Origin of the sequence: Pseudomonas lurida (assembly GCF_002563895.1) — a bacterium.
Lineage (GTDB): Bacteria > Pseudomonadota > Gammaproteobacteria > Pseudomonadales > Pseudomonadaceae > Aquipseudomonas > Aquipseudomonas lurida.
On sequence record NZ_PDJB01000001.1, the window covers coordinates 1116436 to 1136293 of the forward strand.

19 protein-coding genes are annotated in these 19858 nt (G+C 62.4%); 7 read left to right on the forward strand and 12 right to left on the reverse strand.

All coding sequences use genetic code 11. The annotated features are described in order from the left end of the window. The first annotated feature begins 68 nt into the window (after positions 1 to 68). Positions 69 to 839, forward strand: a complete 771-nt coding sequence (locus ATH90_RS05035) for a transporter substrate-binding domain-containing protein (RefSeq protein WP_034102263.1) — start codon at positions 69 to 71, stop codon at positions 837 to 839. 299 nt (positions 840 to 1138) lie between these two features. On the opposite strand, the gene ATH90_RS05040 is transcribed toward ATH90_RS05035, so the two are convergent. From ATH90_RS05040 to ATH90_RS05065, 6 genes are all read right to left on the reverse strand, one after another. Beyond that, positions 1139 to 1882: a YkgJ family cysteine cluster protein gene (locus ATH90_RS05040; protein WP_098465804.1), complete on the reverse strand. Its 744-nt coding sequence runs from the start codon at positions 1880 to 1882 to the stop codon at positions 1139 to 1141. Between the two features lie 108 nt (positions 1883 to 1990). Beyond that, positions 1991 to 2473, reverse strand: a complete 483-nt coding sequence (locus ATH90_RS05045; protein WP_069021829.1) for a GNAT family N-acetyltransferase — start codon at positions 2471 to 2473, stop codon at positions 1991 to 1993. Between the two features lie 3 nt (positions 2474 to 2476). After that, a complete protein-coding gene (locus tag ATH90_RS05050) occupies positions 2477 to 3379 on the reverse strand; it encodes a chemotaxis protein CheV (RefSeq protein ID WP_069021831.1) in 903 nt (300 codons plus the stop codon). Positions 3380 to 3563: 184 nt separating this feature from the next. After that, the gene (locus tag ATH90_RS05055) at positions 3564 to 4538 is read right to left on the reverse strand and encodes a 2-hydroxyacid dehydrogenase (RefSeq protein WP_098465805.1); all 975 of its coding nucleotides are present in this window, start codon (positions 4536 to 4538) and stop codon (positions 3564 to 3566) included. 123 nt (positions 4539 to 4661) lie between these two features. Next, positions 4662 to 5630, reverse strand: coding sequence for a LysR family transcriptional regulator (locus ATH90_RS05060; RefSeq protein WP_034102268.1), 969 nt, complete (start codon positions 5628 to 5630; stop codon positions 4662 to 4664). A gap of 97 nt (positions 5631 to 5727) precedes the next feature. Next, positions 5728 to 7929, reverse strand: coding sequence for a hypothetical protein (locus ATH90_RS05065; RefSeq protein ID WP_141537461.1), 2202 nt, complete (start codon positions 7927 to 7929; stop codon positions 5728 to 5730). A gap of 230 nt (positions 7930 to 8159) precedes the next feature. On the opposite strand from ATH90_RS05065, the gene ATH90_RS05070 reads away from it, so the two are divergent. Genes ATH90_RS05070 through ATH90_RS05085 form a run of 4 tightly spaced genes read left to right on the forward strand, consistent with a single transcriptional unit; the run spans position 8160 to position 12932 of the window. Further along, complete coding sequence (locus ATH90_RS05070) at positions 8160 to 9671, forward strand: efflux transporter outer membrane subunit (RefSeq protein ID WP_098465807.1); 1512 nt, start codon at positions 8160 to 8162, stop codon at positions 9669 to 9671. Between the two features lie 10 nt (positions 9672 to 9681). Further along, on the forward strand, positions 9682 to 11871 hold the full coding sequence (locus ATH90_RS05075) for an FUSC family protein (RefSeq protein WP_098465808.1): 2190 nt from the start codon (positions 9682 to 9684) through the stop codon (positions 11869 to 11871). Beyond that, positions 11861 to 12061: a DUF1656 domain-containing protein gene (locus ATH90_RS05080; RefSeq protein WP_034102272.1), complete on the forward strand. Its 201-nt coding sequence runs from the start codon at positions 11861 to 11863 to the stop codon at positions 12059 to 12061. Before ATH90_RS05075 ends, ATH90_RS05080 begins: the two co-directional genes overlap by 11 nt. Positions 12062 to 12071: 10 nt before the next feature. After that, positions 12072 to 12932, forward strand: coding sequence for an efflux RND transporter periplasmic adaptor subunit (locus ATH90_RS05085; RefSeq protein ID WP_098465809.1), 861 nt, complete (start codon positions 12072 to 12074; stop codon positions 12930 to 12932). A 13-nt stretch (positions 12933 to 12945) separates the two neighbouring features. On the opposite strand, the gene ATH90_RS05090 is transcribed toward ATH90_RS05085, so the two are convergent. Both ATH90_RS05090 and ATH90_RS05095 read right to left on the reverse strand, forming a co-directional pair. Further along, the gene (locus ATH90_RS05090) at positions 12946 to 13347 is read right to left on the reverse strand and encodes a DUF4440 domain-containing protein (protein ID WP_098465810.1); all 402 of its coding nucleotides are present in this window, start codon (positions 13345 to 13347) and stop codon (positions 12946 to 12948) included. Further along, positions 13344 to 14528, reverse strand: a complete 1185-nt coding sequence (locus ATH90_RS05095) for an MFS transporter (RefSeq protein ID WP_098465811.1) — start codon at positions 14526 to 14528, stop codon at positions 13344 to 13346. Before ATH90_RS05095 ends, ATH90_RS05090 begins: the two co-directional genes overlap by 4 nt. Positions 14529 to 14639: 111 nt before the next feature. On the opposite strand from ATH90_RS05095, the gene ATH90_RS05100 reads away from it, so the two are divergent. After that, positions 14640 to 15497 carry a LysR family transcriptional regulator gene (locus tag ATH90_RS05100; protein ID WP_034102276.1) on the forward strand — a complete coding sequence of 286 codons (858 nt, stop codon included), beginning with the start codon at positions 14640 to 14642 and terminating at the stop codon, positions 15495 to 15497. Here ATH90_RS05100 and ATH90_RS05105 read toward each other — a convergent pair. Together ATH90_RS05105 and ATH90_RS05110 are read right to left on the reverse strand one after the other, a co-directional pair. Continuing rightward, positions 15494 to 16306 (reverse strand): SDR family oxidoreductase, encoded by an 813-nt coding sequence (locus tag ATH90_RS05105; protein ID WP_098465812.1) that lies wholly within the window; start codon positions 16304 to 16306, stop codon positions 15494 to 15496. The two genes, ATH90_RS05100 and ATH90_RS05105, sit on opposite strands and share 4 nt — an antisense overlap. A gap of 14 nt (positions 16307 to 16320) precedes the next feature. Next, a complete protein-coding gene (locus tag ATH90_RS05110) occupies positions 16321 to 16785 on the reverse strand; it encodes a hypothetical protein (protein WP_034102278.1) in 465 nt (154 codons plus the stop codon). A gap of 333 nt (positions 16786 to 17118) precedes the next feature. Between ATH90_RS05110 and ATH90_RS05115 the strand changes: the two genes are divergently transcribed. Beyond that, a complete protein-coding gene (locus tag ATH90_RS05115; protein ID WP_034102279.1) occupies positions 17119 to 17442 on the forward strand; it encodes a hypothetical protein in 324 nt (107 codons plus the stop codon). A gap of 93 nt (positions 17443 to 17535) precedes the next feature. Here ATH90_RS05115 and ATH90_RS05120 read toward each other — a convergent pair whose 3' ends face one another. Both ATH90_RS05120 and ATH90_RS05125 read right to left on the reverse strand, forming a co-directional pair. Next, entirely contained in the window at positions 17536 to 18987 is a 1452-nt protein-coding gene (locus ATH90_RS05120) for a mannose-1-phosphate guanylyltransferase/mannose-6-phosphate isomerase (protein WP_034102280.1), read from the reverse strand. 210 nt (positions 18988 to 19197) lie between these two features. Beyond that, entirely contained in the window at positions 19198 to 19854 is a 657-nt protein-coding gene (locus tag ATH90_RS05125; protein WP_033899560.1) for an alginate O-acetyltransferase AlgF, read from the reverse strand. Positions 19855 to 19858 lie beyond the last annotated feature (4 nt).

Genomic DNA, 19858 nt, shown 5'->3' on the forward strand with positions numbered 1-19858 from the left:
TTCCGCTCTGCCCCGATTTTTTACCGGGGTGCAGCGGAGGGCGCTCTTTCCGGAAAAGGACGTTTCCTGTGCCCCTGATACACCTCTGTGTAGCGCTTGCCCTGTTATTCGCGGTGGATGCCGTAGCCGGCACTGATCAACCGCGACGCGAAATCCGCTTCGCTGTTGCCGCGCAATTCCCTCCCTTTCAGAGCCGCAACCCGCAAGGGCAGTTGGTCGGCCTGAACATCGAGCTGGGCAACGCGCTCTGCCAGCAATTGAATGCGCGCTGCACCTGGGTGGATCAGGTGCTGGTCGAAAGCTTCGAAGGCCTTGAGTCCCGGCGATTCGATGCAATCATGGGCATTGCCCCCACGCCCCTACGGCGGCGTTGGGTGAGCTTCACCGATAACCTCTACCCCTTCACCACGCGCCTCGTCGCGCGGCGAACTTCTGGTCTGTTACCGACGCCAAGGTTGCTCAAGGGCAAGCGAGTCGGTGTATTGCTCGGCAGTAATCGCGAGGCCTTCGCGCGGTCGCAATGGGCGCGCAAAGGCGTGATCATCAAGAGCTTCTGGCTCAACGACGAACTGGTTCGTAGCCTGGTGGCAGGCGATATCGATGCGACGCTGCAGGGCACGGTGGAAATCCGCGACGCCCTGCTCGACACCGCTGCCGGCCAGGATTTCGACTTCCTGGGCCCCGCCGTCTCCGCCGAATTGCTGGGCGACGGTGTGGCGATCGCGCTGCGCAATACCGACACAACACTGCGTGCGGAGCTTAACCGTGCCCGCGAAGAACTGGTGCACAACGGTGAATACCAGCGGATCCTGGCGCCCTATCGCCTGGATGTCCCTTGAAGGCCGGTTATTGCGCAAAACAGGCGCTGGACCCGTGTTCGCCTCACCGGTGGGCTTGGCGTCGACGCCAGCAACCGTTCGACTGAGGGCGTTGAGGTATTGCCTACGAAGTCAAAAGCCCAGTCGTGAGGGCCCACGTGTACTTGTTAAACCGTGTGGCGCGTTCTTGGCGTCGTTTCCCTGCCCGCACTACCTTTGCAGCGAGCACACAGTTCGCGAACGCGCGGATCGAAACCGACTGCCTGGCCAGCTATTGACCCGCTACAGACAGGTGAGCGAGGCGCCAGGGGCGACGCAGATCACGCAGCGCGCAACGAAATAAATGCGTAGTTGGCCGGCACCTCAGTTGCAATCTGCGCCCCGGCATCCAGCACTTGCTCGGCGATGTCCATGCCGGAGACATGGAACACCCACTCATTGGCCACGGGCGGCCGATCCACGGCCAATTCAATTGCGGTGGCAAACGCGCCCATGTCCGGAAGGTACGCGGTAAACCCATCACCCTTGAGCGCCGTGGTGCGAATGCCCAGCAGGGCGCATACCGCCTCCTTGGTCTGCACATCGTCACGGTCTGCCTGGCGCGAGCGGCGGATCAACTCGACCAGTTCCAGGTCCATCAACTCGCCACCGACGATCAGCGCCGGTCCCTGTTGCCAGGATTCCGGTGGGCAATCCTTGGCGGCTGGGTTCAGTGGGATATGCGGGTTGATCTCCATCGGGTAGATGCGACACACCAGCGGGCGACGCTCATAGATGCGACACAGGTTGTCTTCGTCAAGATTCCGGCAGCGCCCGGCGTTATAGGCGGCAAAGGTGATTGCCACAAACGCCTCGGTGGTGCCGCTGGGCACGATCACCGAACGGCGCTCGGCATGTTCGCGTTGCTGCTGGGGCAGGCCCAGGCCATTGCCCAGGAAGCCCTCCACCAGAACGATGACATGGCCGCCATCGGCCGCCCACATGCGGGCCTCGTCGAGGGTCAGGGGCACGTGGTGGTCCGTGCAGCATTTGCCGCAACCAACGCAGGAAAACTGAGTATTCATGGCGGATCTGTCACCAGGCTAGGTCAGAGGGCACGCAGGAACAGTGACGGGTTTTTACCTCTGTTCACCGTTTTGGATCTCTGGAAGCAAGTTATACGCCAGTGCCTGTCAGTCCTCAGGCACTGCATCGCGCAGGACAAATCTCATTCCCGCGCTTTCATACAGCTGGCGGGCACGCAGGTTGCTCTCGCGCACCTTGAGGTCCACATAGGGTTCTCCGCGCTGCTTGAACGTCTGGAAGCTGTGCAGCAACAACGCGCGGCCCAAGCCTTGGCCCTGGGCACACGGGTGAACCGAGAGGTTCTTGATAAACGCGCTGGTCCAGCACTGCGCCACGGCGAGGATGCCTTCGTCGTTGCTCGCCACCAGGCAGAGCGTGGGGTCGAACTCGGCATCGGTGGTGAACTGGTGCTGCCAGGTTTCCAGGTTGGGAACGCGGCCGCCGCCCTGGTCCTGGGTCAGGCGCAACACCGCATGAATCGCCGGGGCGAGGTCGGCGCGGTAATGATCCAACTGCGTGCCCGCCGGCCACTGCGGCGCCGGTAGGGCGGTGGTGAGGTCACGGCGCAACAGTTGGAAATACTCTGCCACCCGTTACTGCCCCTGTTGTGCCACGGTCTGCGCTGCCACGACCAGGCACTTGGTCAACTCGGGCGAGGAAAACTTGGTCAACACCGCGTTGGCGCCGGCCAGGCGGGCTTTCTCGCTGTTCATCGCGCTGTCCAGGGAGGTGTGCAGCAACACGTAGAGGTGCTGGAAGTCCGGGGTTTCGCGCAGGGTGCGGGTGAGGGCGTAGCCGTCCATTTCCGACATCTCGATGTCCGACACCACCACGTTGATCTGCTCGGCGGTGCCTTGCAGCTCCAGCAGCACGTCGATGGCCTCCTTGGCGCTGCGGGCGGTGTGGCAGGTGAGGCCGAGGTTGCGCAGGGTGTGCACGGATTGCTGGAGCGCCACCTGGCTGTCGTCCACTACCAGGATACGTGCGTGGCCGAGCACCTCGGCCTCTTCCATGGTCAGGTCAGTCGGTGCCACTTCGATCGGTGCCGGCGCGATGCCATGGATGACTTTTTCGATATCCAGCACTTGCACCAGGCCGCCTTCCACCTGGGTAACCCCGGTGATGAACGCGCGGTTCCCCCCGGAGCCATAGGGCGGCGGGCGGATGTCGGTGGTTAGGCAATGCACAATCTTGCTCACCGCCTGCACATGCAACCCCTGCTTGGAACGGCTTACGTCGGTGACGATCAGGCAGCCTCCGTCCGGATCCTGCAGGGGCATTTCGCCGAGTGCGCGGCTCAGGTCGATCACGGCCAGCGAGTTACCGCGCAGGGTGGCGATGCCTTTGACGTGCGGGTGGGACTCCGGCAGCTTGGTCAACGGCGGGCAAGGGATGATTTCGCTGACTTTCAGCAGGTTGATCGCCATCAGCTTGCCGCTGCGCAAGGTAAAGAGCAGAAGCGAGAGGGAGTCTGCGCGGGCTTTGGTGGTGGACATAAAAACCTTCTGTGGATCAGGAATGATGATCTATAGAGAGTTATCGACTTGGGGGAGCCAGGCTTTAACCGGATTTTGTGTCGGGATGGGGGGGCGCTGGCTTGCCTGCGATGCGCGCACCTCGGTCATTGATTTGCACCGGGGTGATGCGATAGCAGGCCAGCCAGCTTAAATGCGCTAGGGGTCAGCCCTTCCACACCTGCGGGTTCACCAGGTCCTGCGGGCGCTGGCCCAGCAGGGCGCTGCGCAGGTTGTCGAGGGCACGGTTGGCCATGGCTTCGCGGGTTTCATGGGTGGCCGAGCCGATATGCGGCAGCGTCACGGCATTGCTCAGTTGGAACAGCGGCGACTCGGCCAGGGGCTCTCGCTCATACACATCCAGCCCGGCACCGCGGATACGCTGGCTTTGCAGGGCTTCGATCAGCGCCGGCTCGTCCACCACCGGGCCGCGTGAAATGTTGATCAGGATCGCGCTGGGCTTCATCAGCCCCAGCTCGCGGGTGCTGATCAAGTGACGGGTCTTGTCGCTCAACGGCACCACCAGGCAGACGAAATCCGCCTCGGCGAGCAGCTCGTCCAGGCTGCGAAACTGCGCACCCAGTTCCTGCTCCAGCGCCGGCTTGCGGCTGTTGCCGCTGTACAGGATCGGCATGTTGAAACCCAGCCGCCCACGCCGGGCCACGGCCGCGCCGATATTGCCCATGCCGACGATACCCAGCGTCTTGCCATGCACATCGCAGCCAAACAACGACGCGCCGACGCTGGCTTTCCACTGGCCGGCCTTGGTCCAGGCGTCCAATTCGGCCACGCGGCGGGCACTGCTCATCAGCAGGGCGAAGGCCAGGTCGGCGGTGCTTTCGGTGAGCACGTCGGGGGTGTTGGTGAGCATGATCCCGCGCTCGTTGAAGTACGGTACGTCATAGTTGTCGTAGCCCACCGAGACGCTGGACACCACTTCCAGCTTGTTCGCCCCTTGCAACTGCTCGCGGCCCAGCTTGCGACCCACGCCGATCAGACCATGGGCGTGGGGCAGGGCTTCATTGAATTGAGCGTTGATATCCCCCAGCTTGGGGTTGGGCGCGATCACCTCGAAGTCCTGCTGCAGGCGTTCGATCATTTCCGGGGTGACACGGCTGAAAGCGAGGACAGTCTTTTTCATTGCAGGCGGGCTCATCGACTACGGAAGAATGCCAAGCACGCTAACATTCCTGGCCCCGGTTGTCAGGAGACGGCATACCTAAACTGGGCAGCGTCCCCATTGGGCCGGTGTTGCCAGATTGAATCAGTTCGCCAGTCGCGCACCGCTGAGGCTGCCACTCAATTCATACGCCACCAGTTCCGCCTGGTGTGCCGCCAGAATCTCTGGCAGCGAGCCGCGCAGGTATTCCACCCAGGTCTTGATCTTCGCATCCAGGTATTGGCGCGACGGGTAGATGGCGTACAGGTTCAACTCCTGGGAGCGGTAGTTGGGCATCACCCTCACCAGGGTGCCGTTGCGCAGGCCCTCGATCGCCGCGTACACCGGCAGCAGGCCGATGCCCATGCCGCTGGTGATCGCGGTTTTCATCGCATCGGCCGAGTTCACCAGAAAGGGCGAGGTGTTGATTGCCACGCTTTCCTGGCCTTCGGGGCCGTTGAAGGTCCACTTGTCGAGCTGGATCACCGGGCTGACCAGGCGCAGGCAGGCGTGGTTGAGCAGGTCATCGGGGCGATGGGCGCAGCCCTTGGCCTTGACGTACTCCGGTGAGGCACAGGCGATGCTGTAGGTGATGCCCAGGCGCTGGGACACGAAGCCGGAGTCAGGCAGCTCGCTGGCCAGCACGATGGACACGTCATAGCCTTCGTCGAGCAGGTCTGGCACGCGGTTGGCCAGGGTCAGGTCGAAGGTGACGTCCGGGTGGGTACGGCGATAGCGCGCAATGGCGTCGATGACGAAGTGCTGGCCGATGCCGGTCATGGTGTGCACTTTCAACTGCCCGGCAGGGCGTGCATGGGCGTCGCTGGCTTCGGCCTCGGCTTCCTCGACGTAGGCCAGGATCTGTTCGCAGCGCAGTAGGTAGCGTTTACCGGCCTCGGTCAGAGCAATGCGCCGGGTAGTGCGGTTGAGCAAGCGGGTTTGCAGATGGGCCTCAAGGTTGGAGACCGCGCGCGACACATTGGCTGTGGTGGTATCCAGTTGCACGGCGGCGGCGGTGAAGCTGCCGGCTTCGGCCACGCAACTGAAGGCGCGCATGTTTTGCAAAGTGTCCATGGAGTGTTCTCAAGGGAGATGCCAAATTGTGACATGAAGTTGCGCGCAGGTGTGTATCCGCTGGGCGCTGTACCCCCCCGACATAAGTGGCGAAAGGTCAGGACAAGGTCCAAGCCGCACTGACGTTCGCCCTATAGTGCGGCATATATTCCCGGAGCAAGTGATGGAAAGCCGCCCGTGCGCGGGCGCGGTTTTCACCGGTAGGCGCGTCGAGGGCGGCGTGGGCGTGCTGTATCAGCGCTTCGGCGGCCCGGGTGAGTACCGGGCTGATGCGCTTGAGCGCGTCAATCTCGGCGGTCAGCGACGTACCGTGGGCCTGCCGGCCCAGGGTGTCGAGCAATGCATGAACGTCATCGGCGTGCCGGTCTACGTAATCGTCCCAGCCCGGCTGCTCATCGGGGTTTTCCAGGTAGCGGCGGGCGATTGGCAACAGATGATCCAGCGAGTCGCTGCCTAGGCGTTCCTTGCGCAAGGTTTGCCGGGTGCGCAACGACTGCGCCTCGATGCCGCTGAACTGCTCGACCTGTTCCGGCAGCACCAGGTCGCGGTCTTTGTCCACCGTATGACGGGTATAGAGCACCACCGGTTGGCCGTGCTTGATCTTCACCAGCACTTGGGTGGACGAGGGTCTGGCGGGATCAAGCAGCGATTCGCTGATCGAGCGGACCAGGTGTTCCCAGTCGAATGCCTGCTCGCCAATGGCGCGAAGTGCTTGGTGCAGCATTTTCTTGACGACTTGCCGGGATTTTAAAGGGGCAATATCGATTGTCAGGTAATCACCGCTCAGGTGCGGGTCATCGAGCTTGCGGTGGCTGACTTCAATCGCCACCCCTTTGCCTGCCCCGGCCTGCGACGAGGCCGTTACCCCGGCAGAGAAACTCTGCACCTGGGCCGTGGCGGTCAACTTGTAGACTTTCAGCGCATCGGGGCGCAGCTGTGCACGGTTGCGCTGGATCAGCGTGTGCAGTTCAGTATCCAGCGACCTATCGATGCGCGATTGTGCCTTGAGCAGCACATAGCGCTCCAGCAATGACTGGGCCTGTTTGTTGCTGGCGCGGCGGGTGGCGTTCAGCTCGGAGGCGGGCACCGGTGTGCAGACCTGCTGGGTGAATTGTGTGCTGGTGGCGCCTATGTGGTTTTTCATGTCGGCCAACAGCGCCAAAGGGTTGTCGTTGTAGTGCGTGTGCGAGGCCAGGCGGCGGAGTGCTAACTCAGGCGCTGTTTCATACAGGCCCAGGATGTCCAGGGTGATGTGGCGGTGAGTGCGTTGCAGGGTTGGCTTTATCGTGGTGTTGACCTGCAGGGCACTGAAGACATTCACCGTCGCCTTGTTATGGGCCGTCAACGTGAAACCGCGTTCGGTGATCACCGGTTGGGAAGTGTTTCTTACGCTGGGCAGCTCGACATCGGTCAGGCCCGCGCCGGCCAGCGCAGCCCTGACATAGGGTTGGCTCAGCGCTGAGTAAGCCAGGTGTTTCTGCAGGTGATGGCTATCACGCAACAAACTGGGCAGGTTCTTCACCGTGCGACGGATGCTCTCGCTAAGAGAGGTGCGAACGGAATGGCTGCGGGCATCGGCGTACTGCTCCAGGTTGGTGTATTCGCAAGACGAAACATAGCCGATACCGAGTTGGCTGCGGGTCTGGAACTGCGCTTCGATCGATGACTTCAACTGTGCCTGCAGGCTGATGGCGCGCGTGCTTCTGATGCGCTGGTCGGCGCCGACCTCCAGGCGCGAGTCGGCTGCCAGCTGCGGCCCGGCACGCGTCTGCAGCGTTGGCTCCAATGCAAAGCTGTAGCCGATATGACGGTGGTTGCTGCGTTCGCCGCCGTTGCGGACATAGGCGAGTGCCGGCAATAGCTTTTGCGTCAGGCGCAGATGTTTGCCAGCGCTGACGGCTGCCCGAAACTGCCATTTGAGGGCGCGACACAGTGCATAGTCGGCTTCAATGCCCGGGTCCCGGGAGGTGCGGTGCCGGCGAAGCAGGTGTTCGGCCTTTTTGAAAAACGCGTAAAAATCCGGTAACGCCTCTACCGACACCTCAAGGCTCGGCTCTGGGCTGGACAGCTTGTGGTGAAGCGCCTCTATCGACGCTCGATCGCGATGATAGCCCGCAAGCGGGATCAGCTTTTCCAGGACTCGGTCTGCGATCCAGCACACATCACGTTCCAGGGGGCGCATGCCGGGTTGCAGGGGGGCTGGCGAGAGGTGTAGCTGCCTGCGCAGAACGTCAGCGGTCTCTTGTGCAGGCGCGGGTATGGACGCCTCGAAAGGGCGTGCGTTGAGGACTGAAAACATTCGGGCACTCCAGAGGGTGGAATGCTCGTTATTCTGCTCGCCGGCATCGCACCGGGCTGTAGGGGGAATACCCCTGCGCCGGTATAAATAGCCCAACATCCTTGGCGCCGACCCGGATTATCGTCTGAACGGTAACAAAGATTCACAGGAATGCCCGCTTATCGTTCCCCATGCCGCCCCCTAGAATTGCGCCACCTCTCCCCGCTATACCACCTCAGGAATTCGCAGCAGTGCCGCGTCGCATCAGCAGAGAGCTGAAGACTCTCAGTGTTTGGGCCTTATCGTTAGCAATCAGCGGCTGCATCGGAACCGGAGGAATCGCCCCCCAAGGCCAGTCCCTCAACGCCAGTAACCTGGCCACCGACGAAGCGATCCAGAGCGCCGCCCAGGATGCTCACTGGCCCACCGCGCAATGGTGGCAGGCCTACGGCGATCCCCAACTCAACCGTTGGGTCGACCTCGCCACCCAACACAGCCCGAGCATGGCCATGGCCGCCGCGCGGGTGCGTGAAGCACGGGCCATGGCCGGGATCGCCGAGTCGGCGGAGGCGTTGCAGATCAACAGCGACACCACCCTCAAGCGCCACAATTGGCCCAAGGATCAGTTTTATGGCCCCGGCGAGCTGAGCGGCGCCAACACCTGGGACAACGCTGCGTCCCTGGGCCTGAGCTATGCCCTCGACCTGTGGGGCCGCGACAGCAACGCCACCGAGCGTGCCGTAGACCTTGCCCACATGAGCGCCGCCGAAGGGCGCCAGGCCCAGCTCGAATTGCAGAACAACGTGGTACGCGCCTATATCCAGCTGTCGTTGCATTACGCCAACCGCGACATCGTCGCGGCCACATTGGCCCAGCAACAGCAGATTCTCGACCTGGCCAATAAGCGCCTGGACGCCGGGATCGGCACCCACTTCGATGTCAGCCAGGCCGAAACCCCCTTGCCCGAAACCCATCGCCAACTGGACGCCCTGAATGAAGAAATCGCCCTGACCCGTAACCAGTTGGCGGCATTGGCGGGCAAAGGGCCGGGGGAGGGGGCGACGTTGCAGCGTCCGACGTTATCCCTCGCCGCACCCTTGAAACTGCCGTCGAGGCTGCCGGCGCAATTGCTCGGGCAACGCCCTGACGTGGTCGCCAGTCGCTGGCAAGTCGCGGCCCAGGCCCGGGGCATCGATGTGGCCCACGCCGGGTTCTATCCCAATGTCGATTTGGTCGGCAGCCTCGGCTACATGGCCACCGGTGGCGGCGTGCTGGAGTTCCTGGCGGGCAAGAAACTCAACTACACCGTGGGGCCTGCGATCACCTTGCCGATCTTCGACGGCGGTCGCTTGCGTGCAGAACTGGGCGAAGCCAGCGCCGGTTATGACATCGCTGTCGCCAAGTACAACCAGACCCTGGTCAATGCCCTCAAGGGCATCAGCGACCAATTGATCCGTCGCGAATCCATGGCTAAGCAATCCGCCTTTGCCGCGCAATCGGTGGCGTCGGCGCAGAAAACCTACGATATCGCGATGATCGCCTACCAGCGTGGCCTCACCGACTACCTCAATGTGCTGAATGCGCAGACGTTGCTGTTCCATCAGCAGCAGATCGAGCAACAGGTCCAGGCCGCGCGCCTGAGTGCCCATGCTGAATTGGTGACGGCCCTGGGCGGCGGCCTCGGCGCCGGCGACGATGTGCCGCAAGACGCCAAGACCCTTCCGCGCAAGACCCCGGCGGCGCTGGCCGTGTTCGATCACTGAGTAGACTTTGATGACTCCCTTGCCTGCACCGCTGCGCTGGCTGCATTCCCTTGAGTGGCGCCGTGGTTTTTTCGACTGGGCACGCAGCGATGGCGTGACCTGGGTGTACATCTTCAAGGTCCTGGTCGCCGCGTTCCTGACATTGTGGTTAGCCATGCGCCTGGAGCTGCCGCAACCGCGCACCGCGATGATCACCGTCTTTATCGTGATGCAGCCACAGAGTGGCCAAGTGTTTGCCAAGAGCTTCTATCGTTTCCTCGGCACCCTGGCGGGGTCGGCGGTGATGGTGCTGTTGATCGCCTTGTTCGCGCAGAACACCGAGCTGTTCCTGGGGGCTTTGGCGATCTGGGTGGGCATTTGCACCGCTGGCGCGACGCGCAACCGTAACTTCCGTGCCTATGGCTTTGTACTGGCCGGCTACACCGCGGCGATGGTCGGCCTGCCGGCCCTGGCCCATCCCGACGGTGCCTTTATGGCGGCGGTGTGGCGGGTACTGGAGATTTCCCTGGGGATCCTGTGTTCCACGTTGGTCAGTGCTGCGATCCTGCCGCAGACCAGCAGCGCCGCGATGCGCAACGCCTTGTACCAGCGCTTTGGCGTGTTCGCGCTGTTCGTCACCGATGGCCTGCGCGGGCGCAGCCAGCGTGAGGGGTTCGAGGCCAGCAACGTGCGCTTTATCGCCGAAGCGGTGGGCCTGGAAGGGTTGCGCAGTGTCACCGTGTTTGAAGACCCGCACATGCGTCGACGCAATGGCCGGCTCAGTCGCCTCAACAGCGAGTTCATGAGCATCACCACGCGCTTCAACGCCTTGCACCAATTGCTGGAGCGGTTGCGCACGGATGACGCGGACCATGTGGTCGCGGCAATCAAACCCGGCCTGCAAGACCTTGCCGAAGTGCTTGATGGCTTTTCCGGTCGTGCGCTCACCAGCCCAGATGCGGCGCGCCTGGTCAATCAGCTGAGCGCCTACAAGGACGGCCTGCCCGCCAAGGTTCGTAGCCTGCGTGCGAGCTTCCAGGAGCAAAACCCCAGCGAAGCCGAACAGCTGGATTTCCACACCGCTTACGAACTGCTTTACCGCTTCGTCGATGACCTGCACAACTACGCGCAAACCCACGCTTCCCTGGCAGACCACAGCCATGCCCGCGAGCAATGGGACGAAACCTTTATCCCGAAAACCAACTGGCTGGCCTGCGCCGCCTCGGGGATTCGCGCGTCGTTCATCCTGATCGTGCTCGGCAGCTATTGGGTGGCGACCGCCTGGCCCAGCGGCGCCACCATGACCCTGATCGCCGCCGCCACCGTGGGCCTGTCGGCCGCCACACCCAACCCCAAGCGCATGGCCTTCCAGATGGCTTGCGGCACGTTGATCGGCGCGCTGGTGGGCTTCGTCGAAATGTTCTTCGTGTTTCCCTGGATCGACGGCTTCCCGCTGCTGTGCGTGATGCTCGCCCCGGTGATCATCTTCGGCGCGTTTCTCGCCTCGCGCCCGCAGTACGCGGGTGTCGGGGTCGGCCTGCTGATCTTTTTCAGCACCGGCTCGGTGCCGGATAACCTCACGGTCTACAACCCCTATACCTTTATCAACGACTACATCGCCATGGTCATCGGCATGCTGGTGTGCGCCGCGGCGGGGGCGATCATCCTGCCGCCCAACAGCCGCTGGCTATGGCGCCGGCTGGAGCAGGACCTGCGTGAGCAAGTGGTGTATGCGATCAGCGGCAAGCTCAAGGGCCTGGCTTCGAGTTTCGAAAGCCGTACCCGCGACCTGCTGCACCAGGCCTACGGCCTTGCCGTCGGCCAGCCGCAGGTGCAACGCGATTTGCTGCGCTGGATGTTCGTGGTGCTGGAAGTCGGCCACGCGATCATCGAGCTGCGCAAGGAGCAGGCGATTTTGCCGGTGCACCCGGCGTACGCCGAATCCCAGCCCTGGCGCCAGGCGATCCGGGTGATGGGCCGCTCGCTGGTGCGGCTGTTCCTGCAACCCAGCGCGAGCAACCTGGAGCGTGGCCTGATTGCCGTCGACCATGCGATCAGCCGTGTGCAGGCCACCGACGAGCCCTTCGCCCCGCACTTCGACACCTCGGCGCTGCGCCGGGTGAAGAGTTACCTGCACTTTATCCGCACCTCGCTTTTGGACCCGCAATCCCCCTTGGCGGCCCTCAAAGGCGCCACGCAAGGAGCCCTGCATGCCTCGTGAAATCGCGTTCCACGGCGTCTACATGCCGACCATGACCCTGATGTTCTTGATCGCAGCCGCGCTCGCCTGGGCGTTGGATCGCTTCCTGGCCGGGTTCGACCTGTACCGTTTTTTCTGGCACCCGGCGTTGTTGCGCCTGAGCCTGTTCGTTTGCCTGTTCGGCGCCTTGGCGCTGACCGTCTACCGTTGAGAATGCCCCGATGAAAAAGTTTTTCAGCCTGCTCGCGACATTGCTGGTACTGGCCCTGGCGATCTGGATTGGCCGCACGCTGTGGGTGCATTACATGGAGACGCCCTGGACCCGTGACGGCCGTGTGCGCGCCGACATCATCAACGTGGCGGCCGATGTGACCGGTGAGGTGGTCGACGTCCCGGTACGTGATAACCAGCGGGTGAAAAAGGGCGACCTGCTCATGCAGATCGACCCCGAGCACTACCGCATCGCGGTCAAGCAGGCGCAATCGCTCGTCGCCTCCCGCAAAGCGACCTGGGAAATGCGCAAGGTCAACGCCCATCGCCGGGCTGACCTGGATGCGCTGGTGATCTCCAAGGAAAACCGCGACGACGCCAGCAATATTGCCGACGCCGCGCTGGCGGATTACCAGCATGCGTTGGCGCAACTGGAAGCGGCCGAACTCAACCTGAAACGCACCCAAGTGGTGGCGGCGGTGGACGGCTACGTCACCAACCTCAACGTGCACCGTGGCGACTACGCACGGATCGGTGAAGCCAAGATGGCCGTGGTGGATATGAACTCGTTCTGGGTTTACGGCTTCTTCGAAGAAACCAAACTGCCCCATATAAAAGTCGGTGATAAAGCCGATATGCAGTTGATGAGCGGCGAGACGTTGAAGGGCCACGTCGACAGTATCTCGCGCGGCATCTACGACCGCGACAACCCCGAGAGCCGCGAGTTGATCGCCGACGTGAACCCGACCTTCAACTGGGTGCGCCTGGCTCAGCGCGTGCCGGTGCGCATTCACATCGATGAGGTGCCGGAAGGCGTGTTGTTGGCGGCGGGTATTACCTGCACCGTCATCGTCAACCCAACGCAACATTAACACCGTGGGAGCGTCAGGCCTTGATAAAGGTCTCATGCAGATGGCGCCACAACAGCGCGCCACTGGCCTGTTTCTCGAACACCACCGTGGCGCGGCGATCGGTCTGGGTGCCGCTGTCATCGACCTGATGCTCACGGTAGGTCACCGTCGCCCCCCGCGCATGCCGGTCAATCCCGGCCATCTCGCTCAGGGTGATCTTCAACCCCGGGCGCATGCCGCCCAGGCGCGTGAACAACGCATTGACCCCGGCCGTGTTGACCCGTGTACCCGTGGCGGGCGCAATCATGCTGAACTCGGGTGAGAAGCGCGCCAGCAGATTTTGCAGCGTGCCCTCAGGCGCAACGCCGGCAAACCATTGCTCGATCTCGATGTGGGTCTGGATCACTTCTTCAAAAAAATCACTGTAGTCAATCATCGCTGGGGCTCGCTGGCAGGGTGAAGCAGTGTGCGGACTCTGGAAGCGTCCAGGCGCAGCACCGCAAAAAAAGGCAGCAGGGTCAGGGCTGCCGCCATCGTGAAGGTTATGGCGAAGGAATCCAAGGCTGACAGCACTGCACTGAGCACGGCGGCGCCCACGCAGAAACTCACTTGGCGGTTGATGTTCCACAAGGCGCTGGCGTGGCCCATGCGCTCGCCGGGGATATCGAGAAACGCCAATGTCTGCGCGGTGCTGCTGCACAGGCTGCCGCCCAGGCCCATCAAGAGATAAGCCGGCACGATCAGGGAGGGCGCGTTGAGCAACAGGATGCCGACGCATTGCAAAGCCATGCCGGCCAGCAGCAGCGGCGTTGGCCCGTAACGGTTGAACAGCTTCTTACTGAGGTAAATAGCCAGTGCCGAGGCCAGCGCCCAGGGCAGCATCAGCACGCCGGTCTGTGCCGCGTCATAGCCGAGGCCGCGCAGGTAGAGGATGGCGATGAGGCTGGTGCCGATGAATACGCCTGGGATGCACAGGTAGATCAGCATGGCGGTGCGCAACATCGGGCTGCGGGCCTGTTTGAAAATACTGCCCACATCCAAGGCAGGTCGGGCATTGGTGGGTGCTACGGGTTTTATCCACAACAGGGCCAGTAGCAACGTGATCAATGCCAAGGGCAAGTTGGCATAGAAAATCCAGCGCCAAGACATGCTGTCGACAATCAAGCCGCCCAGCGCCGGGGACAACGCCGGCACCAGCAAGGCCACCGACATCACCCGCGCCGTCAGCTGGCTGCGCTCGGCGGGCGGAAAATACCGGTAGGCCATCGCCTGGCCCACTGGGATCAACAACCCACCGCCCAACCCTTGCAGAAGGCGCCAACCGATCAGCGCCTCAATCGAACTCGCCTGGTCTACCCATAACGAGGCGCCGGCGAACAGCAGCAAGCTGGCGGCAATCAAGCCGCGTTCACCCATCATCGCTGCCAACCACACGCTGAAGGGAATAATCAGGGTCAACCCGAGCATGTAGGCGTTGCTGACCCACGCCAGCTGCGTGACCGAGGCGTGCAGCTCACGGGCGATATCCGGGTAGGCGATCGTGGCGACGAACATGTTCACCAGGTCCAGGGCAAAGCCCAGCAAAAAGATCCAGGCGACTTTCGAGCGGTAGGTCATGGGCGCGATCCTGCGAGTGAGGCGGGCAGGGTAGGTGGCACGCAACGTTTGGGATACCTCGGTTTGCCTGCTAGTTTGTCAAAAATATTTTGACAAAGAGGCACGCAACCGATGGTCAGCCTGGACCGATTCGATACCTTCAAGGCCGTGGTCGAGGCCGGCTCGCTGACCGCTGCCGCCGACCTGCTGGGGCAGACCCGTGCCGTGGTCAGCTTCAACCTCAAGCGGCTGGAGGCCGAACTCGGCGTCACCTTGTTGACCCGTAACACCCGCCAACTGGCACTGACCGATGCGGGTGAGCGCTTCTACCGGCGTTGCACGCGCGTGCTCGAAGAGGCGCGGTTGGCGGTGGAAGAAGCGCGTTCGGAGCATGCCCAGCTCAAAGGGACATTGCGCATCACTACGACCGTGGAATACGCGTTGGCTGTGGTAGCGCCGGCGGTCGAGGCCTTCCGCCGCTTGCATCCCGACCTGAACATTCACTTATCCACCTCCTCGACCCATGCGGACCTGATCTCCGAGCGTTTTGACGTGGCGATTCGGTTGGGCAGCCTGCTGGATTCCAATCATCGCGCGGTGCAACTGTCCACGTTCGAGGTATTCGCCGTGGCGGCGCCCGCGTTTGTCGGGGCTGACACCCTGGATGCAGTGGAGCGATTGCCCAAGCTGGGGCACGGTCGCTTGGCGGAGCTGAGTGTGACCGACCCCGCAGGTGGCCAGCATCAATACCGCCCTGGCAATGCTTCGCTGGTGGCCGACAGCGCGGCGGTTCTCCAGGCCTTTGCCGTGCGCGGGCATGGCGTGGCAGTGTTGCCGCAATGGTTGGTGAAAGACGATCTGGAGGCCGGGAGGCTAGTGCGCCTGTTGCCGGACCATCGCTTCGCCCCGCAAGGGATCTATGCGATGTATCCGGACACCCGGCATTTGCCCCTGAAAGTGCGGGCGTTCATTGATTTCATGAAGGGCTAGAGCGAACCGGCCAGCCCGAAGCGTTTCTTCAGCACTTTTTCCAACAGCGCTTTGGGCAGCAACGCTGCCATTAACGGCAACGCTCGGCTGCCATTGCCCGAACGCAACAGCCGAGGTGGTTGCGCCTGTTGCACGGCTTTCAGCACCTGCGCCGCAAAGACGCTGGCCGGGGTCGGCTTGTGCTGCGAGGCCTGGCTGCGTGCACGAATGCCCTCGCGCAAGGGCCACCACGGCGACTGTTCATTGATCAACAGCTCTGCCTGGGCGCCGGCGTTTTTTGCGAAGTGGGTGTTGATGGCGCCCGGTTGCACTTCCATGACCCGCACGCCAAACGGTGCCAGTTCCATGCGCAACGCATCGCTCAGGGCGTGCACAGCCGCTTTCGATGCGCAGTAGGCGCCAGCGAAAGGGGTCACCAATACACCGGAAACGCTGCCGATATTCACCACCAGGCCTTTGCCGCGCCGCAGGGCCGGGAACAACGCCTGGGTCACGCCGACGATCGAGAACACGTTGGTTTCGAATTGGCGCTGCATCGCCTCGGTGCCGCCGTCGAGCAGCGGGCCCATGGCACCGTAGCCAGCGTTATTGATCAGTACATCCAGTTCGCCCCATTGCTCGGCCAGGTGCTGCAGGGCGGCGCTGTCGTTGACGTCCAGTTTCACGGCGTTGAAGCCGGCGGCGCTGAGGGTGGTGACGTCTTCTTCGCGACGGGCGCTGGCCCACACGTCATAGCCTGCCGCCTTGAATGCGTCGGCCAGGGCGCGGCCGATGCCACTGGAACAACCGGTGATGAGTACGTTGGGCATGGATCAATCCTTTGTCAGTCCGAGAAACTGCCTTGCAGGTGCTCGGCACGAAATTCCAGGGTTTGCGGGCGGTAGCCGGGGCGCAAGGGGGGTGTGGGCAGGCAGTCTTCCCAGGTGGCGGCGGCCTGCAGCTCGCCGGGGCCGCGATAGCGTGGGGCGGCGTAGACGTTGTCGGCCAGGTTGACCGAGTCGCCCGGTGCATAGGCGGCGACGCGCCAGCGCAGTTCGGTCAACGGTACGTCGTTGCCGTTGTTCAGGGTCAACTTCAGTGGGCGGTCCGCAGGGCATTCCTGTGGGGCGTAGGTGATGCGCAGCTCGAGGCGGGCCAATTGCGCGGCTTCGCGGTTGTCCAGCCATACCACCCAGGCGGCGACGCAACCCAGGCCGACGGCAGCCGCCAGCGAGACCGGCAGCGCCTTGGCCGGGTAGCGCAGCAGCAGGATCAACCAGGTGATGATCAGTAGGACGCCGAAGAACATGATGACAGTCTCGTGTGCGGGTAAAACATCCTACTCGCGGCATGGCCTTGATGCCTATCGCGGGCATGAGTTTTCGTCTGCGGGGGAACCGGATAACTCATTTTTCCCACAGAGCCAGCATAGGGACATGCAGATCATCCAGGAGGGTATCAACCGCGTTCTGATTATGTGAGACGAACTATGATTGCTTCAGCCCTTCTTGCGCCGGCTGCCACTTCCCTGATTGCGTCAGTGGTGACCTCTCTCGTCACGCCTGCGCCAGCGTCGACGCCAACCAACCCTCGAACCTCCAGCCAGGCGAATGCAGGGCGCCACACGCCTGTGCAGCCGCGCATGCAGAATCAAAGGCTGACCAGCCTGGGGCAAACGCTGCTGCAAGGGGCCGGGACGCTTTTCCCTACTGCGCGGTACAACCACAGCGAGCAAGCCAAAGGCGCGGGTTATATGGCGGGTGGCGCAGCGGCAGAAGGGATTGGGAAAAGGCTTGGCAGCAGTGGCGGCATGCTCACCAAGGCGTTTGGCGCCGCAATGGTCATGGGGGGCAGGGTTGCCCAGGAATATGGCCAGAACAAATATGACGGCGCTCGCAGTACCACCCAAAATACCGGCAGTTACAACGCCTATTCCCCGTCGGCCTGGGGGAACAAGTCGGCTTGACAGCTGATTGCCGTCGAATTGAAAAAGCCCCCACCCAACCCACTGCGGATAGGGGACGCAATGGGCTGGGCGAGGGCTTCTTGTACGACTGTTTTACTGCGCGATAGTTTTCACCGACACGCCACGTTCAACCGGGGTCGAGCGACCGTAGATATCTTCGAACCGCTCGATATCGTCTTCGCCCAAGTAGCTACCCGATTGCACTTCGATGATTTCCAACGGGATCTTGCCCGGGTTGCGCAGGCGGTGTACCGAGGCGATCGGGATGTAGGTGGACTGGTTCTCGGTGAGCAGGAACACATTCTCGTCACAGGTGACTTCGGCCGTGCCGCTGACCACGATCCAGTGTTCGGCACGGTGGTGGTGCATCTGCAGCGACAGGCATGCGCCCGGCTTGACCGAGATGTGCTTGACCTGGAAACGCCCGCCCATGTCCACCGAGTCGTAGGAGCCCCACGGACGGTAGACTTCGCAGTGGTTCTGGGTTTCGCTGCGGCCTTGGTCGTTGAGGGTCGAGACCATCTGCTTGACGCCCTGGACCTTGTCCTTGTGGGCAATCATCATCGCGTCCTTGGTTTCCACCACTACGATGTTGTCCAGGCCGATCACCGATACCAGCTTGCCGTTACCGTGGATCATGCAGTTGCGGCTGTCCTGGATCACCACGTCGCCCTTGCTGACGTTGCCGTTGACGTCTTTGTCGTTGACGGCCCACAGCGACGCCCAGCAACCCACGTCGCTCCAACCGGCACTCAGTGGCACCACGCAGGCACGCTGGGTTTTTTCCATCACGGCGTAGTCGATGGAGTTGTCCGGGCAGCAGGCGAAAGTGGCTTCGTCGAAGGTCACGGTGTCAGCGGTCTGCTCGCTGCGCTCCAGGGTCAGCAGGCAGGTGTCGTAGATGTCCGGGTCGTGCTTTTTCAGCTCTTCGAGGAAGCGGCTGGCGCGGAACAGGAACATGCCGCTGTTCCAGAAATAACCGCCGCTCTTGACGAACTCGACGGCGCGTTTTTCATTGGGTTTTTCCACGAACTGCTCGACGCGGCTCACGCCTTCGGGCAGCAGCGAATCATTGGTGGACTTGATGTAGCCGTAACCGGTTTCCGGACGAGTAGCCGGGACGCCGAACAGCACCATCTCGCCACGTTCAGCGGCCACAGTGGCCAGGGCCAGGGCGCGTTGCAGGGCTTTCTGGTCGTCGATCACGTGGTCGGCCGGCAGCACCAGCATCAGCTCATCACGGCCTTCATTGACCAGCATCATCGCCGTGAGGGCCACGGCCGGCGCGGTGTTGCGGCCGAATGGTTCCATCAGGATGCGTTGGCTTTCCAGCTTACGGGCGGCCAGTTGCTCGTTGACGATGAAACGGTGGTCCTTGTTGCAGACCACGATCGGGGTGTCCATGCCTTCGAACACCAGGCGCTCCAGGGTTTGCTGGAACAGCGTGTGTTCACCGGTCAGGGCCAGGAATTGTTTAGGGAACTGTTTACGGGAAAGCGGCCAAAGACGTGAGCCGCTACCACCGGAAAGGATTACTGGAATCATGGGTGTTTCTCCTTGAATCGATTTGGGTCAGAGCTACGAAGGTTTGTCGTTTCACTCTTGTTTTTGTCTCGGTCCGACCAGGCTCCTCGGTCCCTGTGGGCGCCGGGCTTGCCCGCGATGCAGACGACTCGGTTTGTCAGTTACACCGAGGTGATGCCATCGCAGGCAAGCCAGCTCTCATGGGGGAACGGAGCCAGGTCGAAAATGTAATCAGCGGGTCGACACAGGGCGTTTCACCCACACTGGCGACAGGCTCGAGCCGGAACCGGTGACGTACAGCACCGCTGCCTCACCACGCTCCAGTGCTACCGGCTTCACGTCGCCGACTTTCTTGTCGCCGTCATACAGCGCCAGGCTGACTTTCACCGGGTTGATTTCGCGCTCGCCACGGCCTTTGGCAGCGACTGCCTTGACCACGTCGGTCTTGCCGTCAGCGGTTTTCAGGGTCAGGGCCTTGTCGCTGAGGTTCTGCACGCGTACCAGGGATTTCTGCTTGTTCTTGAACGGTGGTTCTTCGATCAGCTGTGGCTGGCCGCTGCCGCTGTTGACCAGGGTGTAGTAGTGGTCCGGTGCCAGTTTGACCGGTACGGTCTGGCTGCCGACCTTGGCGCTGTAGTCACCGCCGGGCATGAAGCTGAAATCGCTGCTGGCCAGGGGGGCAACGTCGCTCAGGTTGGTGGCACCGACGGTGGCGCTGACTTCCTGGTTGCTGGCGTTGTAGATGCGCACGAAGCTCGAGCCTTTTGGCGCGGTAGGGCCGTAGAGGGCGGCGTCGCCACCGGCGAAGGCGGACATCGAGACGAAGCTCAGGCCGGCCGCGATAGCCAGGGTTTTAGCGAGACGACGAGGAGTTGTGGTGAAAGTCATGTGA